The sequence below is a fragment of the Novosphingobium sp. Chol11 genome (assembly GCF_900218065.1).
GTDB lineage: Bacteria > Pseudomonadota > Alphaproteobacteria > Sphingomonadales > Sphingomonadaceae > Sphingobium > Sphingobium agri.
On record NZ_OBMU01000001.1, the window covers coordinates 1994882 to 2011420 of the forward strand.

The 16539-nt window shown below is 63.0% G+C and carries 15 protein-coding genes; 3 read left to right on the forward strand and 12 right to left on the reverse strand.

Annotation, left to right across the window (positions count from 1 at the left end; genetic code table 11):
* Positions 1 to 149: 149 nt before the first annotated feature.
* Together motA and NCHOL11_RS10030 are read left to right on the forward strand one after the other, a co-directional pair.
* Complete coding sequence (gene motA / locus NCHOL11_RS10025) at positions 150 to 1013, forward strand: flagellar motor stator protein MotA (protein ID WP_097092177.1); 864 nt, start codon at positions 150 to 152, stop codon at positions 1011 to 1013.
* 3 nt (positions 1014 to 1016) lie between these two features.
* Positions 1017 to 2075, forward strand: coding sequence for a flagellar motor protein MotB (locus NCHOL11_RS10030; RefSeq protein ID WP_097092178.1), 1059 nt, complete (start codon positions 1017 to 1019; stop codon positions 2073 to 2075).
* Positions 2076 to 2275: 200 nt separating this feature from the next.
* Here the strand turns inward: NCHOL11_RS10030 and NCHOL11_RS10035 are convergent, their stop codons facing one another.
* The 8 genes from NCHOL11_RS10035 to NCHOL11_RS10070 form a co-directional block, all read right to left on the reverse strand.
* Complete coding sequence (locus tag NCHOL11_RS10035; RefSeq protein ID WP_097092179.1) at positions 2276 to 3622, reverse strand: sensor histidine kinase; 1347 nt, start codon at positions 3620 to 3622, stop codon at positions 2276 to 2278.
* On the reverse strand, positions 3619 to 4338 hold the full coding sequence (locus NCHOL11_RS10040; RefSeq protein ID WP_097092180.1) for a response regulator: 720 nt from the start codon (positions 4336 to 4338) through the stop codon (positions 3619 to 3621). The genes NCHOL11_RS10035 and NCHOL11_RS10040 overlap by 4 nt, the downstream gene beginning before the upstream one ends.
* A 70-nt stretch (positions 4339 to 4408) precedes the next feature.
* The gene (locus tag NCHOL11_RS10045; RefSeq protein WP_097092181.1) at positions 4409 to 5047 is read right to left on the reverse strand and encodes an EF-hand domain-containing protein; all 639 of its coding nucleotides are present in this window, start codon (positions 5045 to 5047) and stop codon (positions 4409 to 4411) included.
* Between the two features lie 139 nt (positions 5048 to 5186).
* On the reverse strand, positions 5187 to 5840 hold the full coding sequence (locus tag NCHOL11_RS18745; RefSeq protein ID WP_303621673.1) for a methyl-accepting chemotaxis protein: 654 nt from the start codon (positions 5838 to 5840) through the stop codon (positions 5187 to 5189).
* Between the two features lie 93 nt (positions 5841 to 5933).
* Positions 5934 to 7151, reverse strand: coding sequence for an argininosuccinate synthase (locus tag NCHOL11_RS10055; RefSeq protein WP_097092182.1), 1218 nt, complete (start codon positions 7149 to 7151; stop codon positions 5934 to 5936).
* 165 nt (positions 7152 to 7316) lie between these two features.
* Positions 7317 to 8261 (reverse strand): hypothetical protein, encoded by a 945-nt coding sequence (locus NCHOL11_RS10060; RefSeq protein WP_141397837.1) that lies wholly within the window; start codon positions 8259 to 8261, stop codon positions 7317 to 7319.
* Positions 8262 to 8428: 167 nt separating this feature from the next.
* Positions 8429 to 8623 carry a DUF4169 family protein gene (locus NCHOL11_RS10065; RefSeq protein ID WP_097092184.1) on the reverse strand — a complete coding sequence of 65 codons (195 nt, stop codon included), beginning with the start codon at positions 8621 to 8623 and terminating at the stop codon, positions 8429 to 8431.
* Between the two features lie 26 nt (positions 8624 to 8649).
* Positions 8650 to 9771 (reverse strand): acyltransferase family protein, encoded by a 1122-nt coding sequence (locus NCHOL11_RS10070; protein WP_217991059.1) that lies wholly within the window; start codon positions 9769 to 9771, stop codon positions 8650 to 8652.
* A 238-nt stretch (positions 9772 to 10009) separates the two neighbouring features.
* Between NCHOL11_RS10070 and NCHOL11_RS10075 the strand changes: the two genes are divergently transcribed.
* Positions 10010 to 11227 (forward strand): hypothetical protein, encoded by a 1218-nt coding sequence (locus NCHOL11_RS10075; protein ID WP_141397838.1) that lies wholly within the window; start codon positions 10010 to 10012, stop codon positions 11225 to 11227.
* Here NCHOL11_RS10075 and NCHOL11_RS10080 read toward each other — a convergent pair.
* Genes NCHOL11_RS10080 through NCHOL11_RS10095 form a run of 4 tightly spaced genes read right to left on the reverse strand, consistent with a single transcriptional unit; the run spans position 11200 to position 16410 of the window.
* Positions 11200 to 12891, reverse strand: coding sequence for a hypothetical protein (locus NCHOL11_RS10080; RefSeq protein WP_097092187.1), 1692 nt, complete (start codon positions 12889 to 12891; stop codon positions 11200 to 11202). The two genes, NCHOL11_RS10075 and NCHOL11_RS10080, sit on opposite strands and share 28 nt — an antisense overlap.
* Positions 12888 to 13829, reverse strand: a complete 942-nt coding sequence (locus NCHOL11_RS10085; RefSeq protein ID WP_097092188.1) for a lysylphosphatidylglycerol synthase transmembrane domain-containing protein — start codon at positions 13827 to 13829, stop codon at positions 12888 to 12890. Before NCHOL11_RS10085 ends, NCHOL11_RS10080 begins: the two co-directional genes overlap by 4 nt.
* Positions 13829 to 15445, reverse strand: coding sequence for a hypothetical protein (locus NCHOL11_RS10090; RefSeq protein ID WP_097092189.1), 1617 nt, complete (start codon positions 15443 to 15445; stop codon positions 13829 to 13831). The genes NCHOL11_RS10085 and NCHOL11_RS10090 overlap by 1 nt, the downstream gene beginning before the upstream one ends.
* Positions 15442 to 16410 carry a glycosyltransferase family 2 protein gene (locus NCHOL11_RS10095; RefSeq protein ID WP_097092878.1) on the reverse strand — a complete coding sequence of 323 codons (969 nt, stop codon included), beginning with the start codon at positions 16408 to 16410 and terminating at the stop codon, positions 15442 to 15444. The genes NCHOL11_RS10090 and NCHOL11_RS10095 overlap by 4 nt, the downstream gene beginning before the upstream one ends.
* Between the last annotated feature and the right edge of the window lie 129 nt (positions 16411 to 16539).

The following is a 16539-nucleotide window of genomic DNA, read 5'->3' on the forward strand; positions in this document are numbered from 1 at the left end:
CTTTCGCTGGGATGACAATAAGATATCAAAACGGCAGAAAAATCCGCCGTCCTAAACCTCCCGCTAACCATTCCGCATTAACCATCTGACGCAAGCGCATCTTGCGTCGCCGGACGACAGCCCGGCGGGCAGAATTTTCAGGGGTACTCATGTTCGCAATCATTGGCCTGGTCGTGCTGCTCGCCATGGTGTTCGGCGGCTTCATCTTCACGGGTGGCGACATCGGCCCGGTTCTGCATGCCCTGCCGCACGAAATGCTGATCATCGGCGGTGCCGCTGTCGGCGCGCTCATCATCGGCAACTCCGGCGCGGACCTGAAGGCGCTGGGCGGCGGCCTTGGCAAGGTGTTCAAGGGGCCCAAATACAAGAAGCAGGATTTCCTCGATTGCATCTTCCTCGTCTCGCGCCTGATGAAGACGCTGCGCGTCGAAGGCCCGGTGGCGCTGGAACCGCATATCGAAGATCCGGCGAGTTCCACCATCTTCTCCGAATATCCGCGCCTGATGGCGGACAAGACACTGATCCACCTGATCAGCGACACGCTGCGCCTGGTCGTCGTCTCCTCCGGCACGCTTGATCCCCACGCGGTCGAAGAGGTCATGGATAATGCCCTCAAGACCCATCATCATGAAGCGTTGAAGCCCGCCGATAACCTTCAGGGCCTTGCAGACGCCCTCCCCGCGCTCGGCATCGTCGCGGCGGTACTCGGCGTCGTGAAGACCATGGGCTCGATCGACCAGCCCCCCGCGATCCTCGGCGGCATGATCGGTTCAGCGCTGGTCGGCACCTTCCTCGGCGTTCTGCTCGCCTATGGCATGGTCGGCCCCTTCGCCAACCGCTGCCGCTCGGTGATCGAAGCGGACGGCTCGATGTATCATGTGGTGAAGCAGATCATCATCGCATCGCTGCACGGCCACCCGCAGCCCTTGGTGATCGAGGCCGCACGCTCCAGCCTGACGCACGCCAACCAACCGGCCTTTGCTGAAGTCTTCGACGGCATGCGGGGCAAATAAGCCATGGCGGACAAGAAGCGCGGCGCGAACGAGCCCGAACCAAGGCCGATCATCGTCAAGAAGATCATCGTCGATGGCCATGGCGGCCATCATGGCGGCGCGTGGAAAGTCGCCTATGCGGACTTTGTGACGGCGATGATGGCCTTCTTCCTGCTCATGTGGCTGCTCGGCGCGACCACCGAAAAGCAGCGCAAGGGCCTGGCCGACTATTTCACGCCGACGCTGGTCGAACTCAAAATGGCCTCGGCCGGGTCAAGCGGACTGTTCGGCGGCGATTCCATGGTCAGCAAGGAAAATTACCCGACGACCGGCGGCCAGGGCAATCTCGCCATCACCATCCCCCGCGACGCAAGCGGCACCAAGGATCAGGGCGGTAAGGCCACTCGCGCCGCCGACCGCATGAAGTTCGAAGCGGTGAAGAAGGAACTGGAAGCGCGCATGGCCCGCAAGAAGGGGCTCGACAAGCTGCGCCGCAACGTCCGCTTCACCGAAACGCGCGAGGGGCTGCGCATCGACCTGATAGACGAAGCCAATTTCGCGATGTTCGCCATGGGCACCGACCGGTTGCTGCCACAGGCGCGCGATCTGGTGAGCGAAGTGGCGGGCGTCGTGCGCGGCATGCCCAACCCGCTGATTGTGCGCGGCCATACCGACGGCCTGCCCTACAGCTCAGGGCAGAGCATGAACAACTGGATGCTTTCTTCCGCCCGTGCCGAAGCCACGCGCAAGACGCTGGCGGCGAGCGGCATCGGCAACGACCGCTTCGCCCGCATCGAAGGCGTCGCTGACCGCGAACCTTTCGCCAAGGGCAATGTCTACGACCCGCGCAATCGCCGCATGTCGATCATCCTCGGCTGGAGCCAGGGCGGCGGCGGCAGCGGCAGCGACGATCAGGGGCAGGACGAGGAAACCAAGGCCGCGATCAAGGAACGCGACGACCCCGCCCGCGTCGCTCGCGAGGAAGCGACGAAGATCGACATGGGCGGCACGGGATTGCCCGCAGGGGTGCAGGTGATGAACCCAACCGCGCCGGGCACGTCGAGCAAGCCGGGGAAACATTGATCATTTTGGGGAGTGAGCACACTGTATCCCTCTCCCCTTCAGGGGTCGACCAGAGGCACGCGACTCTGGCCGAGGTGCCGAGCGTAGCGCAGGCGGGAGAGGGGATATAGAGGCGGTCTCGGTGCCCCCCCTCTCCCCAGCCCTCTCCCCTGAAGGGGAGAGGGAGCAGGTCATTCAAAATCCCTTGAGCATTCCCACCCTCAAACCGGCAGCACCAAGCTCGCCTCCAGCCCGCCGCCTGCCCGGTTCGCAAGCTTCAGCGCCCCGCCATGCTCCGCCATGATCGCGCGCACCAGCGCAAGGCCTAGCCCAGCACCCCCGGTCTCCCGGTTCCGCGATCCCTCAAGCCGGGTGAAGGGCTCCATCATCTCATCCATCCGGTCCTCGGCAATGCCTGGCCCATCGTCCGCCACGACCAGCCGGATCGTTCCTTCCTCCCGCACCACGGACACATGGGCACGCTCGCCATAGACGATCGCATTTTCGATGAGGTTGCGCAGCGCCCGCCTGATCTGCTGCGGCCGCACGGAAGCCACCGCGCGCTCGCTCTCCGCCATCTCCGCCGGCGCGCCCAATTCTACGAAATCCTCCACCACCGCGTCGGCCAGCGCGGCGATGTCGACCTTCTGCGCCGCCTCGCTGCTCCGGCCCGCCCGCGCGAGTGAGAGAATATCCTCAAGCATCCGGTTCATCTCGTCGATCGTCTGCGACATGCGCACGCGCTCGCCTTCATCCTCCACCGACTCCGCCCGCACCCGCAGCGACGCGAGCGGCGTGCGCAGGTCATGGCCGATCGCGCCCAGCATCCGGTCCTTCTCGTCCAGCATCGCGAAGATGCGGCTGCGCATCGCGTTGAAAGCCATGGTCAACTCGCGCACGTCACCGGGCCCACGCTCCTCCACGGGATCGGCCGACCCCGTCCGCGCAAATTGCTGCGCCGACCGGGTCAATTGTCCCAAAGGCCGCGCCAGCCTGCGCCCGACCCACAGCAGCGGCGCCAGCACGATCACGTAAAGGATTAGCGTCTGCCAGGCGAGCCAGCCGCCAAAGCGCGGCGCCCGATTTCCAGCCCGCGTCTGCGTCACCACCCATTTCCCCGGCGCATATTCGGCTGCCATCGTCAGCCGGCCGCCACGCGGCTCGCCCCGCATGTCGCCCATGACGCGCATCCTGATGCTGTCCGTGCGGCGCATCGGCGGCGGGCGATCTTCTTCAAACACTTGCACCGAACGCATGGGGAAGCCGACCTCGGCGAACATGGCCAGCGCGCGCCGCTCAATCTCTGGCCGCGCCTCGCCCATCGGTATGGGAGGCGCGCGAAAGAAGCGCGCGCGGCCCGGACGAAGACGCGCAGGGGGCTCACCCCGGCTGTCGAGTGCATCGACGATGCGATAGACGCCGGGCGCCGTCTGCGCCGTCAACGTCATCCGGTTCCGTTCTCGCAGCAGCAGCCCGAAATTGATCGCCTGCGCTACGAACAACGCAATCGCGACCAGGACGATGATCTGGCCCACCAGGCTCTGCGGCCACAGGCGAAGGCGCTTCACAGCTTCCTCACATCGGCCGACAGCGTATAGCCCCCGCCCCACACGGTCTTGATCAGCGTCGGGTTTTTCGGATCAGGCTCGATTTTCTTGCGGAGCCGACTGATCTGATTGTCGATCGCCCGGTCGAAGGCATTGGCTTCACGCCCCTGGGTGATGTCGAGCAACTGGTCCCGGCTCAGCACCTGATTGGGCCGGGTGGCAAAGGCCAGCATCAGATTATATTCCGCCGTGGACAGCGGTAACGAAACGCCCTCCTGATCCACCAGCACCCGTTCCTGCGTCTTCAAAAGCCAGCCGGCAAAGGCATAGGTTGCGCCATCGGGAGCCGTAACCCGCTGGCCGCCCGTCGCCACGCGGCGAAAAATCACCTTGATCCGCGCCACCAGTTCGCGCGGGGAAAAGGGCTTCAGCACATAATCGTCCGCGCCCATCTCCAGCCCGACGATCCGGTCCGTCTCCTCCGACTTCGCCGTCAGCAGAATGACCGGGATTTCGCTCGTCTCGCGTATGTGGCGGCAAAGCGACAGCCCGTCCTCGCCCGGCATCATGATGTCCAGGATCACCAGGTCGATCGCGTTCGCGTTCAGCCGCAGCCGCGCCTCCGCCGCGTTTTCGACGGCGGTCACGCGAAATCCGTTGCGGGAAAGATATTGCGCCAGCGGCTCGCGGATCGAACGCTCGTCATCGACGAGCAGCAGATGGGGTTTTTCGTTCATGGAGGATATCTGTCACGACTATCTGCAGCTTGGAAGGGTGAAGGACACGCGCCTTCACCCTTCCTGAAGATCAGTTGCGGGGAGCGGCGTCCGCCCCGCGCTTCGCCTGCCATGCCTGTCGCATGGCCTGACGCGCTTCCTTCATCTCGTCCGCGGTCACGAAGCCGTCCTTGTTGACGTCGGCCTTGTCGAACATCGCGAGCGGCTTGGCCATGAACTCGGCGCGCGTGATGACCCCGTCCTTCATCGCCTCGCCACGGGCGCCGCCGCCATGGAACATCCTGCCGCCGCCAAAGCCATGATGGCCGCGCTTGCCCCAATGGCCCTCCCGGCCCTTGCCGTCTTCACCGCGTCCAAAACGGGCCTGATGCCCGGCCGCGAACTCCGCCCTGCTGATCTGGCCGTTGCGGTCGGTGTCCAGAGCGGCAAAACGCTGGTCGAGCCGCGCCTGACGGCGGATTTCGCGATCTTCCTTAGTCAGCTTGCCATCGCGGTTGGCGTCCATCTTCGCAAAGCGCGCGTCGAGCGCTGCGGTCAGTTCAGCCTTGCTGATCTTGCCGTCCTTGTTCGCATCGGCCTTCGCCATCATGCCGCCATGGCGGCCACCGGGCCCGCCATCGCCCGGCTGCGCGAGCGCCATCTGCGTGCCCGCGAGCCCGCCAACGAACAAGGCGCCGACAGCAGCAGTGCCCAGAAATTTGCGGATCATCTCTTCTCTTCCTTCCAAAGGGGTGCCGAACGGCCATCGCCGTCCTTGAAACCCCTTATGAGGAAGACTTGTCCCGCAAACTTGTCACGTCACGGGCTAAATTGTCGCAATATGTATCGCAGCGCCGCGCGCCGCGCCTCTAGCCCGCGATGATCGCTCGCGCGCGCCCGGTCGCTTCCTGCGTATCGATCGCCAGCTTCTTGACCTCTGCCGCGACCACGGAAAATCCCCTGCCCGCTTCCCCCGCGCGCGCGGCTTCGATGGATGCGTTCAGGGCCAGCAAATTGGTCTGGCGCGCTATGCCAGCGATCGATCCGACGATGCTGTTAACTTCGCTAAGGACCCGCTCGACATCGGCGCGGCGTTCGCTTTCCTGCAGGCGCAGCCGATGCTCGGCGTCTTCACGCGCGGCGACGGCGCGATATTGATCGCTGATGTCATGCGCGAACTTGATGACGCCGGTCTGCATGCCGTCAGGCCCGAATGTCGGGTTGTAGCTGCCCCGGATCCATACCTGCTGCCTTTGCTTGTCCAGACGGCGATAGGACCCGGTATCGAACTGCCCGGACTGGAGCCGGTCCCAGAATTCGGCATAGTCGCGCGACGCGGCATAGTCCGCTTCGCAGAACATGCGGTGATGACGACCTTCGACATCAGCAAAGCGATAGCCGAACAGGTCCAGAAAATTATCGTTGGCCCCGGTCACGCGGCACTCGCGATCGAAGGTGACGATAGCCGTCGACCGCTCGATCGCCCGCCAGATCGACGCAGGCTCGATTTCAATACCTTGCACGGCAAATCTCCATCATGGGGATATGCCGTGCAGATGGTTAATTCGACGCTAAATTATATAGCGAAGCTAAATTATATAGCGAAAGTGATATCATCAGCCGTCGCGGCGACCCAAAAGACGAAGCCGCAGCGCATTGAGCTTGATGAAGCCCGCCGCATCGCGCTGGTCATAAGCGCCCGCATCATCCTCGAACGTCACGACCTTTTCGCTGTAGAGCGAATAGGGCGACTTGCGCCCGACGACATAGACGCCGCCCTTGTACAGCTTCAGGCGAACCGTGCCCGTCACCTTTTCCTGGCTGTAGTCGATCGCGGCCTGCAACATCTCGCGCTCTGGCGAGAACCAGAAGCCGTTGTAGATGAGTTCAGCATATTTGGGCGCCAGCTCATCCTTCAGATGTGCCGCGCCGCGATCGAGCGTCAACTGTTCGATACCTCGGTGGGCGAGATAATAAATGGCGCCGCCCGGCGTTTCATACATGCCGCGCGACTTCATGCCCACGAAGCGGTTTTCGACCAGGTCGAGGCGGCCGATGCCATGCTTGCGGCCATATTCGTTCAGCGTTTCGAGCAGCGTCGCGGGGCTCATGCCCACGCCGTTGATCGCCACGCCATCGCCGCGTTCGAAATCGATGGTGATATATTCCGGCGCGTCGGGCGCATCTTCCGGGTTCACCGTGCGCGAATAGACATAGTCGGGCACTTCTTCCCACGGATCTTCCAGCACCTTGCCCTCGGACGAGGTGTGCAGCATGTTCGCGTCGGTCGAAAACGGGCTTTCGCCGCGCTTGTCCCGAGGAATCGGGATCTGGTGCTGCTCGGCGAATTCGATCAGGCGCGTGCGGCTGGTCAGGTCCCATTCCCGCCACGGCGCGATCACCTTGATATCGGGTGACAGCGCATAATAGCCCAGTTCGAAGCGGACCTGGTCATTACCCTTGCCAGTCGCGCCGTGCGAAACCGCGTCCGCGCCGACCTGCCGCGCAATCTCGATCTGCCGCTTGGCGATCAGCGGGCGGGCAATCGACGTGCCCAGCAGATAGAGTCCCTCATAAAGCGCATTGCCGCGCATCATCGGGAACACATAATCCTTCACAAATTCTTCGCGCAGGTCATCGATAAAGATATGCTCGTCGCGCACCCCCATCAGCTTGGCCTTCTGGCGCGCGGGCTCCAACTCCTCGCCCTGCCCCAGATCGGCCGTGAAGGTCACGACTTCGCATTGGTAGGTCTGCTGCAACCATTTCAGGATCACGCTTGTGTCGAGCCCTCCTGAGAAGGCAAGGACAATGCGGTTGATCTTATCGGACATGGGTGGAGCGACCTTCCTTAAAAACTTGGCCTGGTGCTGGCGCGAAATTACCGGCGCGCCGGTATCAGGGGTCGGCCCCAAGTGCAACCGAATCGACATGGATCAAGCAAGCAAAGGGGGCGGCACCTTGCGATGCCGCGCCCGTATGCTGATCGTCCGGTGGCTTTAGCGCGTTTGCGGCTTGAAGCTCATCCGGCGATTGCGATCCGCGCCCATCCGATAGACGGTCTGCATCTGCGGTTCGGCATGGATCGTCTGCGGCGGCACGGCGGCTGGCGCATTACCATAAGGCGCCTGCTCCAGCTTCTCCTGCTGGGCGAGCAGGAACCGCGCCCGCGCGAGGCGCTTGCGCTGCGTCCGGAAGGGATTGTCCGCGCTCGGCGGTGCGGCGACCATCGCCTCCAGACTGGAGCCATAAGCAGCCCCGGCAGCAAGCGGCGGGGCGGCGGGCGCGCGCGCGACAGCGGCTTCAGCTATCGGCGCGGCAGCAGCAGGCTCCTCGACGATCGGGGCCGCCGACGTGGCGAAGACCTCGTCCTCCGCTTCCACACGACTGCGGCGGCGACGAACGGCTGCCGCCCCGCCGATTCCGGCGAGCAGCAATGCGCCACCGCCCAGAGCCCAGAGCAGCGATTCGCTTGGACCAGCATCGGCAGCACTCGCTTCCCGCACCTCAGCCGTTGCAGCGGCAGCAGGTGCAGCTTCGCTCGGCGCAGGCACCGGAGCAACGGCAGCCTCACGCTGCGGAGCCGCCGCTACTGGTTGCGCCTCCGTCCGCTCCACCGATCGCGCAGATTCAGCGCGGGGAGCGGACCTTACCGGCGCAGTCGCCGTGCGCGCACGCGGCCGGTCAGCGACAGGAGCCGCCGCCGTTTCGGCTTCCGAAGCAGCCACCGCAGCATTCAGCCGCTCTTCAACCGAGCTTGTCGGCTGGACCATCGCTTGAGGAGCCGGTGCGGAAGGCGTCACAACCGGTGGCGGCACGACGACAGTTGGCGAAGCCGCGTCCGGAGCAACAGCTTCCTGCGCGAAAGAATAGGTTGAACCAAGGGCCAGAACAGCGGCAATCGCGGCGCCAGCCGGGCGAGCAGAATGAATATATCCTCTCATAGCCCAAACTAAACCAACGAGCTTTTCAATTGACCGCAGACGTGGTCACGGATTCACGACGAGTTGATTTTCACGAAGGACGAGTTGTTTTATCTCACCCTAAGATGAATATCCATTCATCTTGTGTGACCTACACCGCTCCCTCTGACTGCTTACCATCCCGACCGCTATTCAACCGGATCGACGTCGCCATCACGTCTGCTACCATCCAGCAGCCGCTCCACCCGCGCCTCTTCGGCCCGCCGCACCTCGCGCTCGGCCTTCGTCTGGCCGAACTTCGCCCGATTGGCAGAAGCCACCCGCTCCTTGTCCCTCCGCGCCTTGACCTTGCGCGCCTGCCGCAGATTGATGATGTCGGCCATTCTTCACCTCCGATCAGCCACAGCGTTCAGGTCAGAGCCCGTCCAGCGCGCGATTCCCGCTTTCTGAACGGTTTCCCGTTGAACAGGAAGGACATGAGCGGCCATGGCGCGATCAGATAGCGGTGCGCCAGATAGGGAATGACGAAACCAGCGGCGACGATAATCCCATATTCCGCGAATATGTTCATGTTGATGCCAAGGAATGCGATGCCCGCCACCATCACGATCGGATGATGCAGCAGATAAAGCGAGTAGCTGGGCTCCGACAGATGCTTCGTCAGCATATTCGGCCCCCGCAGGAACTTGTAAGCCAAGGCGATCAAGGTCTGGGAAATGCAGATGGCCGCGATCGGCAGGGAGATGTCGCGGATGGGCTTGCCCGGAAACCCGTCGGAATGCTGGAAAATCGTGACCAGAGCGTAGGTGACGAGTGCCGTGCCCATCGACCATTTGCTAAGGCGCAGAAAGGCGTCGCGAAATCCCCGGTCCCAGAACAGCTTGGCCCCCAGAAGAAACGGCACCAGGTAGAAGATGTTCTTTTGCAGATCGATCAGGCCCCACATCAGGAACAGGTCGGTCTTGAGCAGTTTGGGCAGGTTCCGGGCCAGCACGAAGAGCAGCAGGTTGGCCGCCACCAGCAACAGGATCGATCGGCGATAGGTGCCGTTCCACACAAATGGCCTGGTGCCAAACCGTGCCACGACCAATCCCAGCACCAACGACTGAAAGATCAGGCATGGAATGAACCACAGGTGGAATATGTTGATCCTGCCTCTTTCCGCCAGATAGCTTTCCCAGAACGGCCAAAAGGCGCCATTCCCTTCCAGATTGGCGGCGATGACCATCTGCCAGATCTGGACAGTCAGCAAGGATACCACGAGCGGCACCAGCAGGCGCGATATCCGGCTGCTGCTCCAGTCCCGCAGACCCCGATTTTCTATGACCAGCGCTGAAAAAAAGCCCGCCACGATGAAGAAGGCGCTCATGCAAAAGCTTCGTTGCAGCGTGATGATTAGGTCGAACAGCCAGCTATTCTGGGCTGAGTGAACCCACCAATCCTTTTCCGTCTCATAAATATGGGCGGCGTGGTACGGGATGATGAGCAACATGCACAATGTGCGGACGCTATCGAGGAAGTAGAGCCTCATAGGCTCAGGTGCGGCGGGTACATCAGCAGCTTGCATGCATTTGGTCCAACTGCTCCGGGACCAGCAGCATAGGGACGATCGCGGTCTCGCACCGTCATCCCGCTTGCTTGCCCGAGGCGTCGTGCTGCTATTGGCAAGCGCGCCGCCGATCAAGACACCATGTCATCGCTTCGTCGGAGCGATCCAACAGCTACGCCCATCTTTGACGCAGGGCTGCTTGCCCGATACTGGCGTCTTCATGCGAGCGTCACCGCCAGAGAATCGGATACCGCCCGGATCCCTGCTGTTCCTGTTCAACCATGACGCGACCCACCAGCTTGCGCATACCGCTGGCATATTGAAGGTGCTGGCGCTGAGGGACGTGGATCGGCCCATCGTCTGCGCCTACGGCACCAGCGCGATCGCGCAACGCCTACGATCGATGCTGGGGGAAGAGGCTGCGGAGCGCATCGGCTGGTTCGACCTCAGCCTGCCCCGCCCAGGCCTGTTGACCCGGTTGATCAACCGGATCGCGCCTGCCGAAAGGCTGAAGCGGCTTACCCATCATGCAGGCGAACTGCGAAACGCCGCTCTGATCGTCAGCCCGGAACGTACCTGCCTTCATCTCAAGCGCCAATGGAAAGAGGACGGCCCACAATTCATCTTCGTACCGCACGGCGCGGGCGACCGCTCCGTCACCTATCATCCCGACATGAGCGGCTTCGACGCCATGCTCGTTTCGGGGCGCAAGGTCGCGGACGAAATGATTCGCCACGGCCTGGCTTCACCTGAAACGGTCGCCATCATCGGCTACCCTAAATTCGACCTCATCGACCGCCAGGCCACCCGAAAATTCTTTGAGAACGACCGCCCGACCTTCCTCTACAACCCGCATTTCGATCCACATCTGTCCAGCTGGTATGATCATGGCCCGGCGCTGATCGACTGGTTCGCCTTTGGCCCCGGGCAGGCCTATAATCTCGTCTTCGCGCCCCACATCATGCTGTTTCGGAAGAAACTGCATATCTCGCCGGAATATCGCGTGGCGCGGCGGCGGCCAGACCTTAACCCGCAGTGGCGGCAATCGGCCAACATCCGCATCGACATCGACAGCGAAGCGCTGACCGACATGAGCTACACGCTGTCGGCGGACGCATATATCGGGGATGTCAGCAGCCAGATTTACGAATTTCTCATCCGGCCCCGCCCTGCCTTCTTCATCGACACGCATAGCCGGGCAGATGACGAAGCGCTGCCTTACCTCTCGTGGAGCGCGGGCGATGTGGTTCGCTCGGCAGCGTCCCTTTTCCCCCTGCTCCCCCATTTTGAAGAGCGGGGCCGTCTTTACGAGGCGCGGCAGGAGGAAATCTTCGACTACACCATGTCGCGCAGCACCCGCCCCTCATCAGCGCGAGGCGCAGACGCGATCCTGTCATGGTTGGCGAACGGCTATTTCGCCCCGGATGAAGCGGCCTGAGCCAGCTGTCGGAAGCAGCCTGTGAAGATCAGGACGGAATATCTGGTCTCCACAATGCGGCAGGACGCTGCACGAAGCGCGGCGAGCTGATCTGCCGACGGACGAATCCTATGCGGCGGTGCCATGGTCCGAAGATACCGGCCTGGGACCACGCCGGTCTCCAGGAACTCGCGGTCGAACACCAGCAGGTCGATCCTGTAGCGCCGGATCGCCGCAATCGCCGCAGGACTGGTCAGTTCGCCCATCTGCAATGACGCGCGCAGCCCGTCGCTGTTCTTCCAATCATATTGCCGGTGATAGGGAATGTCATGTTCCGTCGTGGCAAGCACGCCGCGCCCGGTCGCTGCCGGTACGAAGTCGAGATCGCTTTCTATTCCTGCGATGCGTGTAGATGGTGGCGTGCGGCCGATGAGGCCGATCAAGGCGGCGTTACGCGGCCGGGCCAAGGTCGTCTTTGGGGTCACATAGGCCACAAGCGCCAACATCAGGCACAATGCAGCGACCAGCTTGGGAATGATCCCGCCTGATTTTCTCAAATGCTCCCAACCCTTGCCTGCCATGATGCCGAAGGCGAGGCTACCCATGATCAGCAGCACAGGTTGGCTATACCGGGCCGGAAGGTGGACCTTGAAGGCGATGACGGCCGCAATCAGGTAGCAGATGATGGCAGACACAAGGCTGTAGGGAAAGAGGCGCCACAGCGCCGCATTCTTGCCAGTACCCATCTCCGACACACCCTTGGCCCGCGCCTGCCAGAACCATAGCAGCAGCATCGGCACGATCGTCAGGCAGAGATTGATCAACAGGCGGGGATCAGTGTTGCCTCGGCAATTCACGACACTCGGCAAGAAGCCGATACGGCGGGAACATAGCCAGGCGATGTTGCCATTGGGTCCGGTTATGCTGCTCCGGCCGTCATAGAGCATCATGCTGAAGACGCCGCGTGCTTCGCTCATCGTCAGCGTCGGACCCCATTGATCCAAACCCGATTTGAATATGAGAGCAGGCAGCACGACACAGGCCGCCGCCAAAGCAAGCAAGGCGATCTTGCCGCCAGTCACGCTGAACCGGAGCGGCGGGTTCCATTGCAATAGGTGCAGCGTGAACAGGCCCAGGCAGGTTACGGCAGGCGCGGGATAGACGACGCCGAGCATCAGCAGGCCAAGGACCGCGATGCCGTTCCTGCCCGCCGCCATGCCATGGATGGCGACCAGCATCAGCGGCAGTGCAAAGGCGCGAGGCGTGCCTGAAAAGATGGAGTCTGTGTGCAACGCCGTTGCGATGATGCACAATGCGCCGGCGAATTGGACGACCCGCTCGCGCGCGAACACGCCGCTGACCTTCCATGCCAGTACCGCGCTGATCGGCAGCAGCAGGAGCGGCAGCAGCTTGGACAGCAGGATGGGCGGCATGCCGACCGCGACGGCAGCGTAGAGCAACGCCCGATAGAAAGGCGGCGCCGTCTGCTGCCAATAATCGGCCATGAAGTTGCCGGGCATGGCTTGCGGATCGGCGATACGCGACGTCCAGGCCAGGAACTGGCGCGCGTCGTCGGCGATGACCCACTGCGCATCGGTCAGGAACGCAGCCCGGGCGTAGATCAGCATGGCCAGCGTGACCAGCAGCGCGAATATCGCTGCCAGAGGATTGATCCTGTTCGTCATTTGGTGGCCAATGATCCTTGTCGTGCCCAATAGTCGCGCACGAATGGCGCACCGGCGATAGCGGGCAGAAGGTAGCGTGACGTCGCGAGGACCCCTACCGCCGCCCCTGCCGCCGGTGAAAGCCATTGCGCATAGAAATGAATGATCGCCGCGTCCCGGCTACCGATGCCCGCCATGGTGAGCGGCAACAGCCCCGCGAGGATCGACAAGGTCGCGAACGCCAGATTGTCGAGCAACGGAACATCCGCATGCACCGCTTTCGTGAACAGCCAGAACTGACCCAGATGCCCGGCCCAGATCGCGACCGAAAACAGGACGGTGCTCCAGGCACGCGTGCGACGGGACCAGAACCAGTCCGCCATCACCGACCATTCCTGCATGAAGCCATCCAGCCGCGCCCCGATCTTGCCGGGCATGAAGCCGATCGCCCACAAGAGCGGCCGACGCGCTGTGCTGAACGGCGCCATCAGCAGCGCGAGGAGGAGAAACAGCCCCGCGACGGCCAGCGTGAACAGCCAGAGCAGCCAGTCCGAACCCGCCGTCCAGATGAGCGCGAACGTTCCCCACAGGAGCAACGCGGCCATGTCCATCATCTTCTCGAACACGACGAGCGACACCGCCCGCTCGGCCGGAAAGCCATATTTCTGCGCCAGCACCCATCCCTTCGCAATGTCGCCCATCTTGGACGGCAGCACCGCGTTCAATGTGGATGCCGACAATATCAACCGTAGGCATGCGCCGAAGGGGATCGGCGACCGGCTCAGCATCGCGAAGCGCAGCGCTGTCGCCAGGGTGAGCGGCACTGCGGCCAACAGGCTCGTTGCCAGCCAGAAGCGATCCGAATGGCGAAACACGTCGATCACCCGGCCCGCATCGACGCTGGCCCAGATCACCGCCAGGATGATGAGGCTGACGGCAACGCTCAACAGCTTGCGCATCAGCCAGTGGTCCCCTCGCGCGGGACCTGGCGCTCGATCACCAGCGGCTCGCCCGCGCCAAGGCGTCGGACCAAATGCGTCAGGTCGTGCCACGGCTGCAGATGATTCGCCTGCCAGACCCGCGCCATGATCGTGGTCGATGAGGTCTGGAAGCCGCCGATGCCGATCGAAGCGACATCCTGCCACCCCTCATCCGCCACGATCTCGTCGCGGATGACGACCCCCTCGCCGTCCCAGCGCAGGCTCCGCCGGAAGCGGAAGGGCGCGTCTTTTCGCCCGGTCACCAGGATCTTCTGGAGCAAGCGCCGCACAAGATCGGGGAAGAAGCGGCCAAGGCTCACCATCATGCAGCGCAGGATCACCGACTTGACCGGCGTCAGCAGCGTCGACTTGGCCCACGCCATCCTGCCCGCGACCTCGAACCCGTCTGCATCCCGGCGCACGTCATAATCGCCCGGCAGATGCTGCACCGCCGCCCGGCCAGCCCGGGTCGCGATCGCAATCCCGCTGTCGGCGAGGCTCAGGCGATCGCCCGCGAACAACTGAAAAGCGCCCCCCTGCCGCAACCCGGCATAAAGCGCCTGCTGCCCACGCTGCTCCACGACCAACCCTGCCCCCGGAAACCAGGCCGATGCGCGCGCATCGGGCAAAGCCTCGACCCGGTCCTCCCGCCATTCGGACCAGCAGAGCAGCCAACTCCACACATGATGCCCGATGATATGGTCGTCGGAATAGCAAGGCGGTCCGTCCCGCTCGAACAGCGCCAACGCCCGATCGGTGACCAGCGTCGCCTCCGGCATCCACGCGCCCGCGATCTCGAACCCATGCGGGAAGAAATTCTGCGTGCCCCGGCTCGTATAAGCGCCGCCCACGGTGCCGTCCGGATGCACGAAATGCGCAAAGAAGCTGATCGCCCGGCGGCAAGCCTCGCGCAGTCCAAGCTCAGGCCTGCGCCGGTCACTGTCGGCCAGCAGCCCGATGGTCAGGCTCAGATAGCCCGGATCGGCCCCGCCATATTCGTCGAACCAGCCCTCCTCATGCTGCCATGACAAAAGCCGCGCCACCCGCGCGCGCAGCGGCTCTTCCCATTCGGGCCCGTCCAGCGCCGACATGCGGATCAGGTTGGCGACGATCAGCGCCTCATGGTTGGACAGCCGACCCGATTCCTGATGGGTCGCCAGCCACCCCGCCCGCTTGCGGAAGAAAGCCATGATCTCGGCATCGCCATCGACGCCGATGATCCGGGCCGCCTCGATGCAGGCGAGAAGCGAAAAAGCCGCAGCCCCCGCCGCCCTCTCGAACGGGTAATAGTCATCGCACGACCCATCGGCATGGGCGGATCGCGCCGCGAACCTGATCCCCGCTTCCACAAAGTCGCGGATCGCAGGCGCCTGGAAATAGGCGTTGCCCGGCGCATCGAGCGACCAGGCCAGCGCCAGCGGATAGACGAATTCCTGGCTCATCCCGCACGGGAAATCGATCATCCGGTAATGCCAATACAGCCGATCGAAACAGCCATAGGTGCGGCTGACCGGCGTTCGGTCCAGGAGCGTCAGGATCTTGGGTATTTCGCCCAGGGCCTGCCGCGCAAGCAAGTCGCGCCGCGCAAGGCTCATAGCGCGCTGCCGTCCTTCAACACGTCATAGGATGAAGGCATGTCGCGCATGCGCAGTTGCAGATCGTGGATCATGCGCCGGGTGACGAGCAACTGCTCGCCCAGCAGCCCCGCGATCCACATCAGCGCCGCCAGCACCAGCAGGCATGACGCCGCCACCAGGCTGGGGACATGGGCGCGCTCCGTCCCGCCAGCGAACAGCAGCATCCAGCGGATCACCAGCGCCGCGCCGATCGCCAAGGGCGGCAGGCTCAGGTAAAAGAAGGTCATGAGCGGCTTGTAGATGAAGAAGGTCCGCGTGATCGACTTCATCGATCGCCACACATAATTGTGCATCGACCGCAACAGGCGCGACGGCCGCGTCTCGCCATTGACGCGGATCGGGACGGAGGTGATCGGAATTTTCGACAGCCCGGCCTGGATGATCGATTCCAGCGTATAGGTGTAAGTGTCGAAAACGTTGATCTCCAACGCGGCCGTACGGGCGATCGCCCGGAAACCACTGGGCGCATCATGAATGTCGGCCTGCGAAGCCAGGCGCACGACCTTGGTGCCCAGCCATTGCAGCTTGCGCTTGATCCAGGAAAAATGGGCGATAGTGGAAATCGGACGGTCACCGATCACCATCTGCGCGCGCCGCTCCAATATCGGCTGGATCAGCCGCGGAATGTCATCGGCATTATATTGATTGTCGGCGTCCGTGTTGACGATGATGTCCGCACCTTCCGCCAGGCACCGCTTCAACCCCGCCATGAAGGCATAGGCAAGGCCGCGATTGACCGGCAGGTCGACGACATGGTCCACCCCATGCGCCCGCGCGACTTCGACCGTGCGATCGGTGCTGCCGTCATTGATGATCAGCCATTCGACCTTGTCCACGCCGGGAATTTCCCGGGGCAAAGCCGCCAGTGCCTCGGGCAGGGATTCTTCTTCATTGAGGCACGGAATCTGGATAATTAACTTCATGAGCCCTGCTCTTTTGCCGATTGAACCGCGGGCGCGGGTCCGATAACGCGCAAGCGGCATTTCGCTTCATTTGTCAATCGCCGGGCGGGACCATGGGCAGCGGCCAACCTCATTCCTTGGACGGCCCCT